Raw genomic sequence first — 19,195 nt, 5'->3', positions numbered from 1 at the left:
ATGAAGAGCTTAAGGGTGAATTTGCCCGATAGAACCTACGATATAGAAATTGGAAGCAATATTCTTGGAAATATCCCTGCTTTTATAAATGACAAGGGATATTCCAACAGGTTTTATGTCATAGACAACAATGTCTATGACCTTCACAGGGAAAAACTTGAAGAGATAATTGCTGGAGACGGATTCCTTGTGATTGGTACAGGAGAAGAAAACAAGACTTTCAGCAATCTTGAAAAGATACTGTCATCTATGGTGGAAGCCGGACTTGACAGGAAATCAGTACTTGTTGCAGTGGGAGGAGGAGTTACAGGAGACATATGCGGTCTTGCTGCAGCACTTTTCATGAGAGGCATCAGTGCCGTTCAGGTACCGACCACATTACTGTCTCAGGTAGACAGCAGTGTAGGTGGAAAGACTGCTATTAATTTATCCGGCATCAAGAACATAGTAGGCGCATTCTATCAGCCTGACAAGGTATTTATTGACATAGATTTTCTCAAGACCCTTGAGAAAAAGGAAATAATGTCCGGTATTGGAGAAATAGCAAAGTATGGCTTCATAGTTGATGAAGACTATATAGACTATCTTCAAAACAATCTTGAAAGGATAGAAAAACTTGAAGATGAATATCTTCTTGAAATAATATTCAAGTCGGTAGACTTCAAGGCACAGATAGTTGAAAAGGACGAAAAGGAGTCTTCCATAAGAAAGATACTGAATTTCGGACATACTGTAGGCCATGGAATAGAGCTTATGAAAAATGTCGATATAACCCATGGAGAGGCTGTTGCAGCAGGTATGATACTGGAAGGAATAATTGCCTTTAATAGAGGTAATATTTCCAAGGAATACCTTCAGGAAATAATCAGTCTTTGTAGAAGGATTTATTTAATACCTGATTTTACAGAATATGAAATTGACATTATAATTGAAAATACAAAACATGACAAGAAAAACGTCGGAGACAGCATAAATATGGTTCTTCCGGTTTCACGGGGAGCTGTTGAGAGCTTTGACGGAGTGACAATAGATGAAATCAAAGAGTGTTTTAGGAGTTGGTCCAATGATTATAAATAAGTATAATGGATGTTTTAAGGGTGAAATGACTGTGCCTGGAGACAAGTCTATATCACACAGGAGTATAATGTTCGGTTCCCTTGCTGAAGGGGAAACCAACGTCAAGAATTTTCTGATGGGAGAGGACTGCCTTTCAACCATAGGATGTTTCAGGGACATGGGCGTTGAAATAGAAGTTTCAGGTACTGATGTAAAAATAAAGGGAGTCGGATTCAAGGGATTGAAGAAGCCTGAAAAAACTCTCGATGCAGGTAATTCCGGAACAACAATAAGGATATTGTCGGGACTTCTGGCATGCCAGAATTTTGAAAGCAGGATTGACGGAGACGAGTCTCTTAGAAAGAGACCAATGTCAAGAGTTGCAGATCCTTTGAATGATATGGGAGCCGATATGGAATGTACAAACGGCAAGTATCCTCCCGTGACAATAAGGCCTGTGGAAAAGATCAAGGCCTACAGGTATGTGCAGCCTACGGCAAGTGCCCAGGTCAAGTCCTGTCTTTTGATGGCCGGCATGTACGGAGAGGGAACTGTTGAAATAGTGCAGCCTGAAATTTCCAGAGACCATACGGAAAGAATGATGAAATATTTTGGGATCCCCATCGAAGTTGAAGGGAAAACCGTAAGGATACAAAAGGCGGATGTCTTCAAGGGCAAGGATATAATGGTTCCAGGGGACATTTCCTCGGCAGCATTCTACATGGTTGCTGCATGCATTGCAAAGGGATCTGAGATTCTTATCAGGGACGTAGGACTTAATCCCACAAGGACTGGAATAATCGATGTGCTTCTTCAAATGGGAGGAGATATTGAAATCGAGAATGAAAGACTTGAAAACGAGGAGCCTATCGGTGATATCAGAATCAAGGGCAGTGATTTGAAGGGGATTGAAATCAATGGAGACATTATTCCAAGGATAATAGATGAAATCCCAATAATTTCCCTGGCTGCAGTATTCGCAGAAGGAACAACAGTGATAAGCGATGCCGAAGAGTTGAAGGTCAAGGAAACGGACAGGATAGCTGCTGTATGTGACGAGCTTTCCAAAATGGGGGCAAAGATAACTCCGAAGGATGACGGCATGGTGATTGAAGGGACAAGCAAGCTTTCAGGTGCCGCTGTGAAGACATATGGAGATCACAGAATGGGCATGATGCTGGCACTGGCTGGAGGTTTTGCAGATGGAGATACTGAGATAGACGATATTGAATGTATAGCTGTTTCAAATCCTGATTTCTTCAAAATTCTTGACACAGTAAAGCAAATCTAAAGAAATTATTAAGAATTTCTTAATAATTAATAAGAATTAATTCGTTGTATTAACAGTCCTTCCTATATATAATCTTAATGTCAGTTATAATTAGGAGGATATATTAAATGAAAACTAAATTACCAATAGCACTATCAAATAAACATGTACATCTTTCACAGGCAGACATAGACGTATTGTTCGGCGAAGGATATGAGTTGACACCAATAAAGGACTTGTCTCAGCCAGGTCAGTATGCATGCGACGAAAAAGTTGATCTTGTTGGACCTAAGAGAACAATCAAGGGAGTAAGAGTACTTGGACCTGCAAGAAAAGAGTCACAGGTTGAAGTATCACTTTCAGACGGATTCACTTTGGGAACAGAGGTTCCAATCAGGGAATCAGGAAAGCTTGATGGAACTCCTGGAGTCAAGCTGGTTGGACCTAAAGGCGAAGTTGAGCTGGAGAAAGGTCTTATAGCAGCCGGAAGACATATACACATGCACACGGACGATGCAAAGGAATTCGGAGTTGAAGACAAGCAGATAGTAAGCATCAAGACTGTTGGAGAAAGAGCTCTTGTATTCAAGAATGTACTTATTAGAGTAAGCCCTTCATATGCCCTTGAAATGCACGTTGACGTAGAAGAAGGAAATGCTGCAGGCGTTAAGAACTGTGATTTGGTAGAGCTTATCAAATAATTGAATTAAAAAATAAATGGAGTGATTCAAATGGAAAACATAGCTTCTTATATTGATCATACCATCTTGAAGCCTGATACAAATATTGATCAGGTGAAGAAAGTATGTGAGGAAGCCAGGGAATACAAGTTTGCATCGGTATGTGTCAATCCCTATTACGTGAAGGCCGTCAAGGACTTTTTGGAAGGCAGCGATGTAAAGGTTACATCTGTAATCGGATTTCCCCTTGGATGCACAATGAAGGAAGTAAAGGCATTTGAAACTAAAATGGCAGTCATGGCAGGTGCTGATGAACTTGACATGGTTATAAACATTGCCGCTCTTAAAAATAAAAGTTATGATGTTGTCCTGGAGGACATACAAGCGGTTGTTGAAGCTTCCGAAGGTATGACTGTAAAGGTGATCATAGAGACATGCCTTCTGACAGACGAAGAAAAGGTGAAAGCCTGCGAACTTTCTGTAGAGGCAGGAGCAGATTTTGTTAAGACTTCAACAGGATTCAGCACCGGAGGTGCTACCGAGGAAGATGTAAGACTCATGAAGGAAACCGTAGGCGACAGGGCAAAGGTCAAGGCGTCCGGTGGAATCAGAGACTACAGCAAGGCTGTTCAACTTGTATTTGCCGGTGCCGAGCGACTGGGGGCCAGTGCTTCAGTGGCTATAGTTACTGAAAAGGAAGCAGACGGCGAAGGATACTAAAATTATAGATTGTTAAAATACATGCAAGATAGCATTGAAAATCATAAGTATTTTCGATGCTATTTTTTGTTGAAATACTAAGATTGTATGAAAAATCCCTTAATGATTGGAACTTTAAGAATTAATAAGCGTCAAAGAAGTATCAACCAAATTAGAATTGGTTTGAAAAGACATTATTAGATTAGGAGGCAGTTATGAAGAAAATTGCAATAATTACGTTGTTGTTTATAGTGATAGCAACAATGGGAGGATGCCAGAATTCATCCGGAGAACAGGAGATAGACAAACCTGAGGAGCTTGAAACACCATCTGAAGAAAACAACGAAGGAGCAGAAGAAGGATATAATACTTCACCAACTGATGACATCAAAGAAGGTGAAACTATCACTAGAGGCGAAATAATGCAGTTTGAAGGAGAATATATTCATATTATTTCAGGCGATATAGTCGAGGTCTTTGAATATGATCAGAGACAAGAAAATGATTTTTACTTAGGCCAAGAAGTATCACTAATTAAGGGAGATGGATTTAACACCCTGGAGCCAGTAATAAAAGATGATTTCAAAATGACATATAATAATATGGGGATGCCGATTGATACCATATCTGGAGAGGTTATTGGTACAGAAGAAAAAACTTTAATGATTTTGAGTAACAATACGGAAGTAACGTTTAAAACTTATGAGACTGCAAACATTGAGGAAGGTACAAATATAACAGTTTTTGCCATGAGTCTGGATAAGGATTTACAGACAGTAATCACAATTCTCAATGAAGACAGCAAACTATCATTAACAGTAACAGACATCCAGCGTGGTGAAAATGGGGAAATGCTTCTGTCAATGAAAGATGTCGATGATGGTGAATACATCGTTAATGCGAGCGGTTGTATGCTGGAACTAAACATGTCTGAAATTGCACTTGGAGACGAATTGACAGTTTATCATAATGGCGTTATGGAAAGTTGGCCAATGCAAGTTGATACAGTTATGCTAAGAAAATAGGAATTCAACTTAAAATATAAAAAACAAAATCAAAATATCAAATTTTTTGTGAAATTTGATATTTTTTTTATGTTTTGTTGATATAATTGTTGTATAAAAAGGAAGGATGCATTACGGAGGTAGATATGAAACTGGAACTAAAGCTGTTCGGAATACCGGAAATAATGTTGAATGGCAAAAGAACGGAATGGTCGTTTAAAAAGGCAGAAGCGCTTGTAATATATCTTTATATGATGAAATCTGCATTTAAGAGTGATATAGCAGACATGTTGTGGGGAGATACACTTAACCAGGAAAAAACCATGCAGAACTACAGAAATTGCATATATACCATCAGAAGAGCTTTGGGTAAGGATATTTTTATTAAAAAGTCAGGCGGGATAATATGCTTGAATGATTCATATAGGATAACAAGCGATTATGACAACCTGGTATCGGGGAAAATATCAGTAGTGGATATAGAAGACGTTGAATTCATGAAATCGTATTTCTTGAAGGAAAGCAGTCTATTCAATGAGTGGCTTGATGAGAAGAGGAATGAAACCAGGTCTTTTATTATTGAAAACTCTATAGCTGTTATTGAAGATGAAATAAGCAATGGCGAACTGGATAATGCTGAAAGGATAGCTCTTAAGGTTATGGAGCTTGACGAATTCGATGAAAGGACATATGAACTTTTAATACAAATATACGATGCTAAGGGCCAATTTGGGAAGATTATCGACCTGTACAATTGTCTGGAAAATCTATTCAGGGAAGAGCTCGCGATTGCTCCAAGTCCTTCAATAAAGAACTTGGTTGAAGCGGCTAGAATCAACAGGGACAGGATTCAAAAGAAAAACAGTTACGGTGAAACCGAAAAATCCGAGATAAGACTTTATGGAAGAAATAAGGAGAGGAGTTCCATAAGGCATGAAATCCAGTGTTTTTCGGAAGATCATGAAGCTAGTTCAATTATTGTAAAAGGTGAAGAAGGGATAGGCAAGACAAGTCTTGTTGACTCTTCAACATATAAAGTTTCTTCAAAGGCAAATATTTACAGGACTCAATGCTACAGAGCTGAAAGAAATTTCATACTGAAGCCTTGGTATTCAGTAATACAGAACATTTCAAGAAATTTTAGAGATGTTATTGAAACATTGCCACTAAATATAGTTGCTCCTTTGGTCACTGTTTTTCCATTTCTTAGAACTGATAAAATCATGAATGACATGGAAGTAGATAATATTATATTTTCCAACTATGAAGTTATAGAAAGGGAGGTGGTCAATCTTCTTTTAAAGATAATCGAGAACAAGAAGATCATTATAATTTTTGAAGACATTCAGTGGATAGATGATGTAAGCCTTTCCTTGATCAGAAATATTCTTCAAATGGATAAAAACAGGTCGCTTTTTCTACTTATGACGGCAAGGACGCCTTTCCCGGAAAAAATTGACGGTATGATATATGACATGGAAAGATCAGGATATCTTTCGGTGATAAATCTTGACAGATTTTCAAAGGAAGAGACGATTGAAGCTGCAAGATATATTTCACCTGATATTGAACTTGATGAAAATGAGGCGGATAGGTTGTATCTTGAAACGGAAGGAAACCCTTTTTATATCAAGGAAGTGTTGAGCAGTTTTATTGAGAATGGAATGTTTAACAATCTGACTTCTAATATAAAAAGCTTGCTCCACCAGAGAGTCAGCATACTTAATGATGAGGAAAAGAAGATACTGGAAATCATATCTGTACATTTTGACGGTGTAAGATTGGCGTTTTTGATGAATCTATCACTGACTGATGAAATCAAGCTTGTAAACATATTAGAAAAACTTATTGAGAGCAATCTTGTAGTTGAAAGGTATGAAAACGATGATATAGTATATCAATTTTCTCACATGAAGATTCAGGAATACGTATATGCGGAAATGTCCCGTGCAAAGAAGAAAATTCTACATGGAAAGTCGGCGTCAATATTCGAAGACATGTTAAGGGACAATGGGAGAGAATCCTTCTATTATTCAAAGATTATATATCATTATGAAAAATCTGGAAATATTGCCAAGTTTATAGAATATACAATAAAGTATCTTTATAATCACCTATGCGTAGCTCATGAATTCTTCCCGGTTTTTGAAAAACAATATGAAACGAAAGTAAAGATAGAGAGTGAAAACATAGAGCACCATTTTTCAAGGATAGCAAAATGGGTAGAAAATGTAGATCTTGATTTGATGGAAATAGAAACGAAAAATCAGATATCAATGTTTTATCATATGATTGGCAGATACTATATCAGGATGGGTGAGTATGACAAGGGAAAGACATATATCGAAAAACTCAAAATGCTGAACAGCGTAAAAATAAAACAAATCGACAAAAAAAATATCATTAAAGCCAACAGACAGCTTGTGTGCATTTACATGAATAGATTTGATCAAGATGATTTGGGCAGAATTGTTGAGGAGTCTCTTGAACTTGTCAAGGATGAGTGTGATGAAGAAAAAGCCATATGGTACAGGCTTAAGGGTTATCATGGAATAATGACAGGTGAAATTGAAAAGGCAAGGGAATATTTGGCTGATTCCATAAGGATTTTCGAGAATTCAACTGAAATCAATAAATATATTGTCAATCTTGCCGCGTCGCACAACTGGATGGGTGAAACATACAGGATAGAAGGAAGATATCCAGATGGCAGTAATCATTACGAAAGGGCGATATCTCTATGTGAAGAAAGTGAAACACTTGGGGGAACTCCCATATTTTATGCAAATTACGGACAGTATCTCTTTGAAATGGGAAAGTCCGATGATTCAAGGGTGTTATTCGAAAAATCATTGGAATTGTATAAAATGACGGATTCGCTCTGGGGCAAGTCGATACCTTACTCATATCTGGCGAGAATGGATTTTGACATGGGAAAATATGACAGTGCAAAGTCATATATTGAAAAAAGTATTATGTATTCAAAAAAACTGAAAAGCAGCTATGAAAAAGGAATATGCAGAAATTGTGCAGAGTATATAATAAAAAGACTAAACGGAGAAATTTGTACAGGGGCAAGTGAAATCAAGTCGGTTCTAGAAAAATATCTCCAAATTAGTATAAAATCAACAGTGAAATAGTGATTTAAGATGAATAGTCAAATACATAATTATCAAAATGTCAAATTCCTATAGGAATTTGATATTTTTTTTTATATTTCTTTTATGGCCAATGAGTACAATAAAGACAAATAAACAATCATTTGGAGGAATAAAATGAACAAATCAATACTGGATGAAAGAGTACAGTTGGATCAAGGCAAAGGCACCGCAACAGTTGTCCTGGATGGAGACAATCTTACTATACAGGATGTTGTAAATGTAGCGAGAAACAACTACAAGGTGGAAATATGCGAAGCCAGCAGGAAAAAAATCATAGAGATCAGAAAACATATTGACGAAAATTGGATTACGGATGATGCACCACCTGTGTACGGGTTCAATACAGGAGTAGGAAAGTTGAAGGATTACAATATTTCAGCTGAGGACAACAACAGGTTCCAGAAGAATATTGTAATGTCACACTGTGGAGGAGTAGGAGAGCCGGCATCTGAAGAGGTTGTGCGGGCTACGATGGTTGTGAGGCTCAATGCATTTTGCCAGGGGGTCTCAGGACTTAGAATGGAGACTGTTGAAAGGCTTGTGGATCTTCTGAACAAGGGAGTGCATCCTGTAATTCCTGTGCAGGGTTCCGTTGGAGCATGCGGAGATCTTGCTCCCCTAGCCCACATGACATCTGTAATGATCGGATACGAAGATGCAGAGGCGTATTTTGAGGGCGAAAGAATGAGTGCACCCGAGGCACTTGAGAAAGCCGGGCTGGCGAAGGAGTTTGAGCTAAAGGCAAAGGATTGTCTTGCTCTGATAAATGGAACAACCATGTTTGCAGGTATGGCTGCTCTGAATGTAGCAGATGCGGAGGAGCAGCTTGCTACGGCTGAAATCTCGGCAGCATTAAGCCTTGAAGCCGTAAGGGGGGAGCTTGCCGCTTTTGACGAGAGAATACACCTGGTAAGGAAGCAGGATGGACAGATCAAGGTTGCAGAAAACATCAGAAGACTGGTTGAGGGTAGCAAAAGAACAACGGAAGAGGCAAGAAAAGTGCATCTCAAGGATGATGTGCTTCACCCAAATTACCAGCCAAGAGTACAAGATCTTTATTCCTTGAGATGCTTGGCACAGGTACAGGGGGCGTGCAGAGACAATTTTGATTATGCAAAAGGCCTTATAGAGAAGGAGATAAATGCTGCAACAGATAATCCTCTTGTATTTTGGAATGAAGAGACACAAAATCTTGATTTTATAAGTGGTGGCAATTTTCACGGAGAGCCTATTGCCTTTGCAATGGATATAATATCGATGTCTTTAGCTGAGATAGGAAATATATCGGAAAGGAGGATATTCAGTTTATGTGACAATACCCTTAGCTATGGCCTGCCTCCGATGCTTGTAGGAGAACCAGTAGGGCTTAACTGCGGATATCCTGTAATTTCATGTGCTGCAGCAGCTCTTGCATCTGAAAATAAGACATTATGCTTCCCTGCAAGTGTTGACACAATACCTACCAAGAGCAATCAGGAAGATCATGTCAGCATGGCTCCCTGGGCATGCAGGAAGCTTCAGCAGATAATAGGCAACTTGAACAGGATACTTGGAATAGAATTCTTGCTGGCAGCAAGAGGGATATACATTACAGAGAAACACCTTGGCCAGTTTGAGCTGGGAAGGGGAACAAAGGCGGCTTACGATCTGTTGCGGGAAAGAATACCTTTCACTAATGACGATTCATACATGCCTAATCAGTCCAAGGCTGCAATAGAATCGGTTGAAGACAAATCCATATTGAATGAAGTTGTAAGGGAGGTAGGTGCATTTTAAAGAAACTTGTTAAAGATACTTGGAAAAATCAGTAAAAGTAGCGGAGGATAGGCAGATGCTTAAAGATTTCAATGAAAAAGTTGATAGAAGAAACACTAATTGCTTTAAATGGGATAAACTTCATGAGAAATATGGTAAAGAGGATGTAATTTCAATGTGGATTGCCGATATGGAATTCAGAGCACCTGAAAAAGTGATTGCCAGCATTGTAGAAAGGGCAAAACATGGCATATATGGATACACTTTCAGAGATGACAAATACTATAATACCATATCGGAATGGATGAAAAAGAGACATGATTGGAATATTGAAAATGACTGGATAGTTTTTAGCCCTGGGATAGTACCGGCATTGAGTTTTTGTGTATCATGTTTTACAAATGTTGGTGATGGAATAATAGTTCCTTCGCCAGCATATCCTCCCTTCTTTAATGCAGTAAAAGATCAAGGCAGAATAGTTGTTGAAAGTTGTTTGAAATACGAAGGAACCAGGTACAGTATTGATTTTAACGGATTGAACCGAAGTGTAAAGTTGATGAATCTAGAAATGGAAAAAAATGAAACAGAAAAGAAAGTTAAGATGATATTTCTATGCAACCCGCACAATCCAACAGGTAGAGTATGGACAAAAGATGAACTTTGCAGGATTGGAGAATTCTGTCTGGAAAACGACATACTTATTGTTTCTGATGACATACATTCCGATATTGTATACGAGGAAAATCAATATACTCCAATTGCTAGTATTTGCAAGGAGTTTGAAGATATTACCATAACATGTATTTCACCAGGAAAGACTTTCAGCATGACAGGACTTGCAACATCTTCAATTATTATACCCAACATCGAATTGAGAAAAACTTTTACCAAGATGGTTGAATCCTATGAACTTGACGGGGGAAATGTTTTTGGAATGGTTGCTTCTACTGCGGCATATGAGCATGGAGAAGAGTGGCTGATTCAACTTCTCAAGTATCTGGAAACTAACCGTAATTATATGCTTGATTATTTTGAAACAAATATCAAAGAAATCAAACCCATAAAGCCTGAAGGAACATATCTTGTGTGGCTTGATTGCAGCGGCTTGGGCTTGAGTGGAGCAGAACTAATGGATTTTTTTGTCAGCAAGGCAGGTATTGCAGTAAATCCCGGCATATCATTCGGCGAACATTCGGATCAGTTTGTCAGGATGAATATCGGGTGTACATTTGAACAGTTAGAGTCAGCATTGTCAACTCTTGAATATTCAGTAAGGAATTTATAAAAAAATGAATTAATGGGAGGAAGAAATGAATAATAAGAAAGAAACAAGCATAACATTGTCAAAGGCTATATTCGTATTTGTATTTTTGTTTGTATCAATGTTGCTTACGATTAAAGTCTTTGGAGGCTCGCCACATATGCCTCTATTGGTTACAGCCATTCTTGCAGCAATAATTGCAGTCAGATCCGGATACGAATGGAGTTATATTGAGGAAGGAATCAAGGAAACCATAAAGATGTCATCACAGGCCATAATAATTATGTTGATCATTGGAACTGTAATAGGAACATGGATTTTGGGAGGAATAGTGCCGACAATGATTTATTACGGTCTTAAAGTATTGTCTCCTGGAATATTCCTGATTGCTACTTGTATAATTTGTTCTGTTGTATCTTTGGCAACAGGAAGTTCATGGTCTACAATTGGTACGTTGGGAGTGGCTCTTACAGGAGTTGGAATAGGTCTTGATGTGCCTGTTGGAATGACTGCGGGAGCAATTATTTCAGGAGCGTATTTCGGAGACAAGATGTCTCCTCTATCAGATACTACGAATCTTGCACCTGCTATGGCTGGAGCACAGCTTTTTGATCATATCAAGCACATGGTTTACACTACAGGTCCCAGCTATGCAATTGCATTAGTCGTATTTGGAATTCTTGGGATGAAATTTGCCGGTAAAGATTTGGATGCAGCTACAATCAATCTCTATCTTGATACCATAAGCGCCAATTTCAATGTATCACCAATAATGTTCCTTCCACCTGTATTAATAATAATTATGGTGGTCAAGAGAATACCTGCATTGCCTGGATTGGTTGGAAGTTCCCTCTTGGGATGCATATTCGGAGGATTGTTCCAGGGAGCAAGCATATCTCAAATGATTGCATCGGCGCATTACGGGTACTCAATTGAAACAGGTGTGGAAGTAATTGATACACTTTTCAACAGAGGTGGATTGAATAGCATGATGTGGACGGTTTCGTTGATTCTCATTGCACTGTCTCTTGCAGGTATAATTGAAAAATCAGGAATGATCAAGGTTATTGCAGAAAAAATATTGACATATGCAAAATCAGACAGATCAATAATTACAGCTACTTTGATCACTACAATTTTCACTAATTTTGCAACAGGTGTTCAATATGTGGCCCTTGTATTGCCGGGAAGAATGTACAAGGATGTATATCGCGACAAAGGACTGCATCCTAAGAATCTTTCAAGAGCCTTGGAGGATACGGGAACTCTGGTCGCTCCACTTGTTCCGTGGAGTACTGATGCAGCCTTTATAACAGGAGCTTTGGGAGTAAGTCCTTTTGCCTATGTTCCCTTCTGCATGCTCAATCTAATCAATCCGATAATTGCAGTGATCTATGCACAACTTGGAATTACAATTGTGAAGATGGATGAGGAAGAAAAGACCGAATCAATTTAATAAGTATATTTGAATATAAATGGAAAGCAGGGAAGACTTAATGTTTTCCCTGCTTAGTACAGAAATGTCAGTAAAGGTGATATATGGATATAAAACACTGTAATCAATTCAAGTGTTTTAAATAACAAAAAATAGACTTAGGGAGGAACGAAATGGATTTTGTAGGTTTAATAAATACTCTTGTAGGGTATTTGTGGGGTACTCCACTTCTGGTAACACTTTTTGGAGCAGGAATTTATTTCACTGTAAGAAGTAAATTTTGGCAATTCGTACATTTAAGATATTCAATCAAGCAAATTGCCAATTCATTGAAACCCAAAAAAGATGACAGCAGTGGAATGCTTTCGTCCTTCGAGGCTGTTGCTACAGCTTTAGGTTCAGCAGTAGGAGTTGGCAACATAGCTGGAGTTGCAAGTGCGATAGCATTGGGAGGACCGGGAGCTCTTTTCTGGATGTGGGTTTCTGCCTTGGTTGGCATGGCTACCAAGATGGTTGAAATCACATTGGCTTTGCATTATAGGGAGAAGAATGAAAATGGCGATGCTTATGGTGGACCCACGTATTACATGGAAAAAGGATTTAAGGAGAAAAAGTATTTTGGGTGGAAAGTCTTGGCTACCGTATTTGGATTGGGAATACTGAGTGATTATTTTCTTGGAATGTCGGCATATACAGTTTCTGAAGCTGTATCTTCAGTATTTGGTATAAATCAAATTATGGTTGCTGTAGTATTTGCCATTGCCTTGACAGCAGTTGTTCTTGGAGGAATAAAAAGATTGGGAAAAGTCTTGTCTGTAGTTGTTCCCTTCATGTGTATTTTGTATTTGATTGCAGGGATCATAATTATCCTCAAGGATGCAGCTTCTCTTCCATCAAGTTTTGCTTTAATATTTCAAAGTGCTTTTAAACTTTCAGCTGCTATTGGTGGTTTTGCCGGAGCCAGCGTGGCACTTGCTTTTAGAACCGGACTTGCAAGGGGTGTATATTCCAATGAAGCCGGATGGGGTACAGCAGCCATGATACATTCAACTGCAAAGGTTAAACATCCTGTTGAACAGGGAGTTATGGGAGTAGTTGAAGTTTTCATAGATACAATTATAGTCTGTACAGTTACTGGACTTGTTATAATAAATACAGGAGCATGGTCGTCTGGTCTTTCGGCAGCCCCCTTGGCAATTGAAGCCTTTGAAATTGGTCTTGGCAGTTTTGGTCCGATGATACTGGTTCTTGCAATATTCCTTCTTGGATGGACTTCAGTTACTGCAAAATATACAAATTATGAAATTGTATTGAGACACATATTTGGAGTTAATGAAAAAACACTTAAAATAATTCTTAAGCTCTTCAGGTCCTGCGTAGCAATTCCCGGACTAATGCTTACCATTATCAAAGTGAATTTTGACATATCATCATCAGTAATATGGCTTTTTGCAGATCTTGTAACAGGACTTCCTACACTAGTGAATATCATTTCACTTTTGTTGCTTAGTGGAAAATTCTTTGAACTTCTGAAAGATTACAATGACAGGAATTTTGGAAGGCTTAAAGGAAGTGAAGGAAGGTCATCGATTAGACTTTTCTACGATGAAGATATTGTATAGTACAAACAAAACTAAAGCTTTTATCGAGTAATATTACGACAGTGCTGAATAACTTGAATAAAAAATAGATCCAAGGGGTCAAATAAATGAAGCTACTCATAACCGGATTGTTATCCGGTTATTGAGTAGCTTTCATGATTTCTTATTGTATTAGTTGTACCTTGCCATGAAGAACTTTTCATCTACTTCAAGAGCAGCTTCTGCAAGCTTCTTGAACTGGTTCTGGTCTATTTCCTTGGTGTTTATTATGTAATACTCCCTGAAGTGAATCTCTTCTTCTATTACATCCTTGAAAATATTTTCTACTTTCTGCACCATATCTTTGTCTTCAGAGTGGATTCTTGCGTAGTATTTACCTGTAAGAAGAGTTCCGTCAAACTCAATGGATTTGTTGAAGTCAGATGGATAGCTTGCGTGGCTGCCTGTAGCCACGTCTATTATATCCTGTACAACTGCATTTGCTGTGGGAAATTTTCCTGCTCCCTGGCCGTAGAACTTGAGATCTCCAATTGTTTCCCCAGCTAGACCTGCTATATTGAAGTTGGAAGTTACGCTGCCTGTAAGCTCACTCTGAGTATAGAGCACTGGCTGTACACTTGCGCAGTACTTGCCGTCTTCCTTAACTGAATTTGCCAGCATCTTCAGTGTAAGGTTTTGCTTTTTGAAGTAGTCTATGTCGTGCTTTGAAATATTTCTGATACCGAATGAATAAATGTCCTCCAGAGGAACTATGGACTCGTAGGCTATTGAAGACAGTATGTTGATCTTGTTCTTGATGTCGATTCCATCGATATCGGCAGATGGATCAGCTTCTGCATATCCCTTGCTTTGTGCAAGCCTCAGTATATTGTCGAATTCGTAATTGTTTTCATACATATTATATAGTATGAAGTTTGTTGTTCCGTTAAGGATGCCGTCCAGTTTTGTAACGTCATCAATTCTCATTGCTTGTTTTAGAGATTTGATGATCGGTATTCCGCCGCCGACACTTGCTTCATAAAGAAGTATTGCATTGTTTTCTTCTGCCAGTTTGTTGAAGTCTTTAAGGTGCTTGGCAACAACGGCTTTGTTTGCAGTTACGACATGTTTTCCTGATGATAAAGCTTTGCTGATAAATTTAAATGCGGGATTAATTCCGCCCATTACTTCTACAATCAAATCTATTTCATCATTTTCTAGAACATCCGCAGGGTTTGTTGTCATAATGTCCATAGTTACTTCCGACTGGTCTTTAACCAGAATCTTGACAACCTCCAGATCTTTCAAGAATTTCTTGTTTTTACCATTTGATATTATTTCGTAGACGCCTGAACCGACAGTTCCGCATCCCAATAAACCGATTTTCATTAAGTCCTCCTCTGTTTCTGTAAAAAAAACACTTGTAATTATATGTTGAACAGTATATCATAGATAGGAGTATATATCAATGTTTAAATTAACAGATTATTCGGAGGAAATAATGGTATTAAAATACGAAAGCACTAGGAATAAAAATATAAATGTGAATCCCTCAGAGGCAGTAGTTAAAGGCCTTTCAGATGATGGTGGATTGTTTGTTCCGAGAGAAATCGAAGAACTGGGACTTGATCTTCAAGAAATGTGCAGTCTTGGATTTCATGACACGGCCAAAAAAATCCTGAGTCTCTTTTTCGCGGACTTTTCAGAGGAACAAATCAATGATTCTGTAATGAATGCTTATGACAGCAAATTTGACAGTAAAGATATAGTGCCTGTTGAAAAGGTGGGAGACAGATTCATAATGGAACTCTTCCACGGATCTACAATTGCCTTTAAGGATATAGCTCTTTCAATACTGCCGTATTTGATGAAAAAAGCTCAGTCAAACTGCAAAATGAAGGAAGACATAGTAATCCTTACTGCAACATCAGGAGATACGGGAAAAGCGGCTCTTGAAGGATTCAAGGATGTAGAGGGAACAAAGATAATAATATTCTATCCAAATGACGGAGTAAGTCCCGTTCAGGAAATGCAGATGGTTACTACAGAAGGAGACAATACCCATGTAGTTGCAGTTGAAGGAAACTTTGATGATGCCCAGTCGGCAGTCAAAGAAATATTCAATGACCTGGAGTTGAGGGAAAAGCTTGGCGATATGGGGATGAAGTTCTCTTCTGCCAATTCAATAAACATAGGCAGGCTTGTGCCTCAGATTTCATATTATTTCACTACTTATGCAGACCTTGTCAAAAAGAATGAAATACAGATTGGAGATGAAATCAATTTCGTAGTGCCAACTGGAAACTTTGGAAACATACTTGCCGGCTTCTTTGCAAAGCTATTGGGACTTCCTGTAAACAAGCTTATATGTGCTGCAAATGAAAACAATGTACTTTACGATTTCCTTACTACGGGAGTCTATGATATAAACAGGGAATTCAAGAAGACCATGTCTCCGTCAATGGATATATTGATTTCAAGCAATCTTGAAAGACTTCTATATTTTATGAGCAACAAGGACAATGAGTATATAGCAGAATTGATGAACCAGCTTAAGACGGAAAAGAGATATGAAGCAAATGATGAAATAAAGGCGAAGATCAAGGAGCAGTTCTGGAGTTCATACTGTTCGGAAGATGATACTACAGATACGGTGAAGAAAGTATATGAAGAGTTCGGATACGTACTGGATACACATACTGCTGTTGCATATAAGGTTTATGAAGATTATCTGAAGGAAAACAAGGATGATTCAAAAACGGTAATCCTTTCAACTGCAAGTCCGTTCAAGTTTACTGGAAGTGTTTACAGGTCTCTCTTTGGAGATACTGACATGAAGGAACTCGACCTTATTAAGGAACTGTCTGACAAGACAGGCATCAAGGTGCCGGTACAGATAGATGGTCTTGGTGAAAGAAAGATCCTTCACAACAGACTTTGTACACCGGCATCTATGGACAAGGAAATATTGGACATATTAAGAGAGGGAAAGTAATGTTTGAAATAAGAATACCTGCAACAACTGCGAATCTGGGACCTGGATTTGACTCTCTCGGTGCTGCGCTTACGATGTATGCAACATTGACATTTGAAGAAGGCGACAAGAAACTGGAATTAACAGGTTGTGATGAAAAATACAATAATGAGGAAAATCTGATTTATACTTCATATGTAAAGACATTCGAAATATATGGAGAAAAAGTTAAAAATGTAAAAATAGGAATCAAGTCGGACATACCACCTTCAAGAGGCCTTGGAAGCTCGGCTGCCTGTGTGGTTGGAGGGGTGGCAGGTGCCTTGCACATGATGGGAAAAGAAATAAGGAAAGACAATCTTCTTGATATTTCAACCATAATTGAAGGACATCCGGATAATGTTTCACCTGCTATTTATGGAGGACTTACAGCTTCGCTTAAATATGGAGACAGGGTGTTTACAGAGATATACGAAGTAAATGAAGAAATAGTGTTTTATGCATTCATACCTGATTTCTCATTGGCGACTTCAGATTCAAGAAAAGCCTTGCCTGAAAATGTTAAATTCAATGATGCAACCTTTAATGTGTCGAGAATACCGCTTCTATTAAGGGGTTTTGAAAAAAATGACAAGGAACTTATAAAGGTATCTATTGAAGATGTTCTCCATCAGCCTTACAGAAAAGGTCTTATTGATGAATATGAGGAGGTAGTTCAGGTATGCAATGATTGCAATGGACATGCTGTATATTTAAGCGGTGCCGGTCCTACAATAATGTGCATATCAGATGAAGCTGGAAACAGGGATTCTCTGGAAAACAGCACGACGGAATTCAGAAACAATTGGAAAGTCAGGGAATTGAAGATAGACAGAGAAGGAATACAAATAATAAGGAGTTGATTTTTTGATTAAAAAATATCTTATAGTAAACAAAAAAATACTGCCTGATGTATACGAAAAAGTAATTGAAGCCAGAAACATGATCAATGAGAACAGGGTGAAGGGAATCAGTGAAGCGGTAAAGAAGGTTGGCATAAGCAGAAGTACTTATTATAAGTACAAAGACTTTGTATTTGCACCATCAGAAGATTCTGTAGGCAGAATGGCCATATTCGGAATCATGCTTTCACACAAGAGAGGAGTTCTTTCAGCAGTTCTCAACTCCATCTCCGACCACAATGCAAATATACTGACGATCAATCAGAACATCCCGGTTAATGGACAAGCCAATGTTACATTATCATTGGATATTTCGGGAATAGATACCAGCCTTGAAGAAATGATAGACTTTTTAAAGAGTATAGACGGAGTATTATCCGTAAAACTTATATCAATCGAATAGACTGAAGTATTTGAATCAATAATCGAATAATAATGAAAAAAGCCGTCTTTTTAACCCGAAGACGGCTTTTATATGACCTATATAACATGAGTCGTTCTCCAATTATGAATAACAGCTCCCTACTCCGTCGGCACGAAAATCCTTGACTTATGAGGAAGATTTACGAGCCTCCAAGTCGAGACCTCGCTGTTATTCATAATTGCTTCACTGTTCTGAATTATTATTCTGGGTATAAGAGGTTTTCTTCTTTGATATCAATCAATACCTCTTCAAGATATTTCTTAGCCTCGTATTTTGCCATGGGAAGGCTCATGTCGTGATAGTTACCGCAGGAAACGGCATCGCATCCTGGAATCTCTCCTTCGTAGTCGGCAATGAATTGGAACATTTCAACGAGAATGGGGACTATGTCCTTTGAGGTACGGTCTCCCTTGAGGATAAGGTAGAAACCGGTCCTGCATCCCATTGGACCGAAATATATTGTATCATCGTTGTAGATTTCATGATTCCTAAGGAAGGTGGCTCCCAGGTGTTCTATGGCGTGAAGCTCCCCTGTGTTGATGACAGGCTCCCTGTTGGGTACTTTCATTCTTATGTCATATGTAGTAATGAATGCATCGTTGACAACATCCTTTCTTGAAACGTAAACTCCTCTAATGAGCTTTTCGTGATCTATTTGAAAACTCTCTATTTTTTTCATACTGTCCTCCTGGAAACATATTTTGTGTAGTGATTTATAATTAAAGCAATCTTGTCTAATCTGATTATAGAATAATTTTGTTAATATTGCAAAAGAGAATTCCTTAAACCCAGGTATTCAAGGGATTGGGAATTTTTGCCTTGTTGATTTTTTTGAACTACATGGCATACATGCTTTGACATGGACTCAAACAGGGAATATAATTGTCCTTGTGATGGAAATATAAATGCAATAATCGAATCGATTATGATTAAGCATTTTGAAATAAAACTTATG

At 38.3% G+C, this 19,195-nt stretch carries 15 protein-coding genes; 13 read left to right on the top strand and 2 right to left on the bottom strand.

What is annotated here, in order from left to right; translation table 11 throughout:
- The 10 genes from aroB (at nucleotide 1) to BUB05_RS09295 (ending at nucleotide 13,943) form a co-directional block, all read left to right on the top strand.
- Nucleotides 1-1,077, top strand: a complete 1,077-nt coding sequence (aroB, locus tag BUB05_RS09340) for a 3-dehydroquinate synthase (RefSeq protein ID WP_073049338.1) — start codon at nucleotides 1-3, stop codon at nucleotides 1,075-1,077.
- Complete coding sequence (aroA, locus tag BUB05_RS09335) at nucleotides 1,064-2,347, top strand: 3-phosphoshikimate 1-carboxyvinyltransferase (protein ID WP_073049337.1); 1,284 nt, start codon at nucleotides 1,064-1,066, stop codon at nucleotides 2,345-2,347. Before aroB ends, aroA begins: the two co-directional genes overlap by 14 nt.
- A gap of 107 nt (nucleotides 2,348-2,454) precedes the next feature.
- Nucleotides 2,455-3,027: a phosphate propanoyltransferase gene (gene pduL, locus BUB05_RS09330; protein ID WP_073049336.1), complete on the top strand. Its 573-nt coding sequence runs from the start codon at nucleotides 2,455-2,457 to the stop codon at nucleotides 3,025-3,027.
- Nucleotides 3,028-3,057: 30 nt separating this feature from the next.
- Nucleotides 3,058-3,726 (top strand): deoxyribose-phosphate aldolase, encoded by a 669-nt coding sequence (gene deoC / locus BUB05_RS09325; protein WP_073049335.1) that lies wholly within the window; start codon nucleotides 3,058-3,060, stop codon nucleotides 3,724-3,726.
- Nucleotides 3,727-3,920: 194 nt separating this feature from the next.
- A complete protein-coding gene (locus BUB05_RS09320; RefSeq protein WP_073049334.1) occupies nucleotides 3,921-4,730 on the top strand; it encodes a hypothetical protein in 810 nt (269 codons plus the stop codon).
- Between the two features lie 125 nt (nucleotides 4,731-4,855).
- The gene (locus tag BUB05_RS09315; protein WP_073049333.1) at nucleotides 4,856-7,849 is read left to right on the top strand and encodes a tetratricopeptide repeat protein; all 2,994 of its coding nucleotides are present in this window, start codon (nucleotides 4,856-4,858) and stop codon (nucleotides 7,847-7,849) included.
- A 135-nt stretch (nucleotides 7,850-7,984) separates the two neighbouring features.
- Nucleotides 7,985-9,646: a histidine ammonia-lyase gene (hutH, locus tag BUB05_RS09310; RefSeq protein ID WP_073049332.1), complete on the top strand. Its 1,662-nt coding sequence runs from the start codon at nucleotides 7,985-7,987 to the stop codon at nucleotides 9,644-9,646.
- A gap of 55 nt (nucleotides 9,647-9,701) precedes the next feature.
- Nucleotides 9,702-10,910: a MalY/PatB family protein gene (locus BUB05_RS09305; RefSeq protein WP_073049331.1), complete on the top strand. Its 1,209-nt coding sequence runs from the start codon at nucleotides 9,702-9,704 to the stop codon at nucleotides 10,908-10,910.
- Between the two features lie 25 nt (nucleotides 10,911-10,935).
- On the top strand, nucleotides 10,936-12,342 hold the full coding sequence (gene nhaC, locus BUB05_RS09300) for a Na+/H+ antiporter NhaC (RefSeq protein WP_073049330.1): 1,407 nt from the start codon (nucleotides 10,936-10,938) through the stop codon (nucleotides 12,340-12,342).
- Between the two features lie 152 nt (nucleotides 12,343-12,494).
- Entirely contained in the window at nucleotides 12,495-13,943 is a 1,449-nt protein-coding gene (locus BUB05_RS09295) for an alanine/glycine:cation symporter family protein (protein ID WP_073049329.1), read from the top strand.
- 150 nt (nucleotides 13,944-14,093) lie between these two features.
- Here BUB05_RS09295 and BUB05_RS09290 read toward each other — a convergent pair whose 3' ends face one another.
- Nucleotides 14,094-15,290, bottom strand: a complete 1,197-nt coding sequence (locus BUB05_RS09290; protein ID WP_073049328.1) for a homoserine dehydrogenase — start codon at nucleotides 15,288-15,290, stop codon at nucleotides 14,094-14,096.
- A gap of 79 nt (nucleotides 15,291-15,369) precedes the next feature.
- Between BUB05_RS09290 and thrC the strand changes: the two genes are divergently transcribed.
- From thrC to BUB05_RS09275, 3 genes are read left to right on the top strand one after another with little or no spacing between them, the layout of a single operon-like run.
- Entirely contained in the window at nucleotides 15,370-16,896 is a 1,527-nt protein-coding gene (gene thrC, locus BUB05_RS09285; protein WP_245819832.1) for a threonine synthase, read from the top strand.
- The gene (gene thrB / locus BUB05_RS09280; protein WP_073049327.1) at nucleotides 16,896-17,777 is read left to right on the top strand and encodes a homoserine kinase; all 882 of its coding nucleotides are present in this window, start codon (nucleotides 16,896-16,898) and stop codon (nucleotides 17,775-17,777) included. Before thrC ends, thrB begins: the two co-directional genes overlap by 1 nt.
- Before the next feature lie 7 nt (nucleotides 17,778-17,784).
- Nucleotides 17,785-18,219, top strand: coding sequence for an ACT domain-containing protein (locus BUB05_RS09275; protein ID WP_073049382.1), 435 nt, complete (start codon nucleotides 17,785-17,787; stop codon nucleotides 18,217-18,219).
- Between the two features lie 220 nt (nucleotides 18,220-18,439).
- Here the strand turns inward: BUB05_RS09275 and BUB05_RS09270 are convergent, their stop codons facing one another.
- Nucleotides 18,440-18,919 (bottom strand): S-ribosylhomocysteine lyase, encoded by a 480-nt coding sequence (locus tag BUB05_RS09270; RefSeq protein WP_073049326.1) that lies wholly within the window; start codon nucleotides 18,917-18,919, stop codon nucleotides 18,440-18,442.
- Nucleotides 18,920-19,195 lie beyond the last annotated feature (276 nt).

The organism is Dethiosulfatibacter aminovorans DSM 17477 (genome assembly GCF_900142005.1).
Classification (GTDB): domain Bacteria; phylum Bacillota; class Clostridia; order Tissierellales; family Dethiosulfatibacteraceae; genus Dethiosulfatibacter; species Dethiosulfatibacter aminovorans.
Note: the sequence above shows the minus strand (reverse complement) of the source record. Positions and strands in the feature narration are given on the sequence as shown.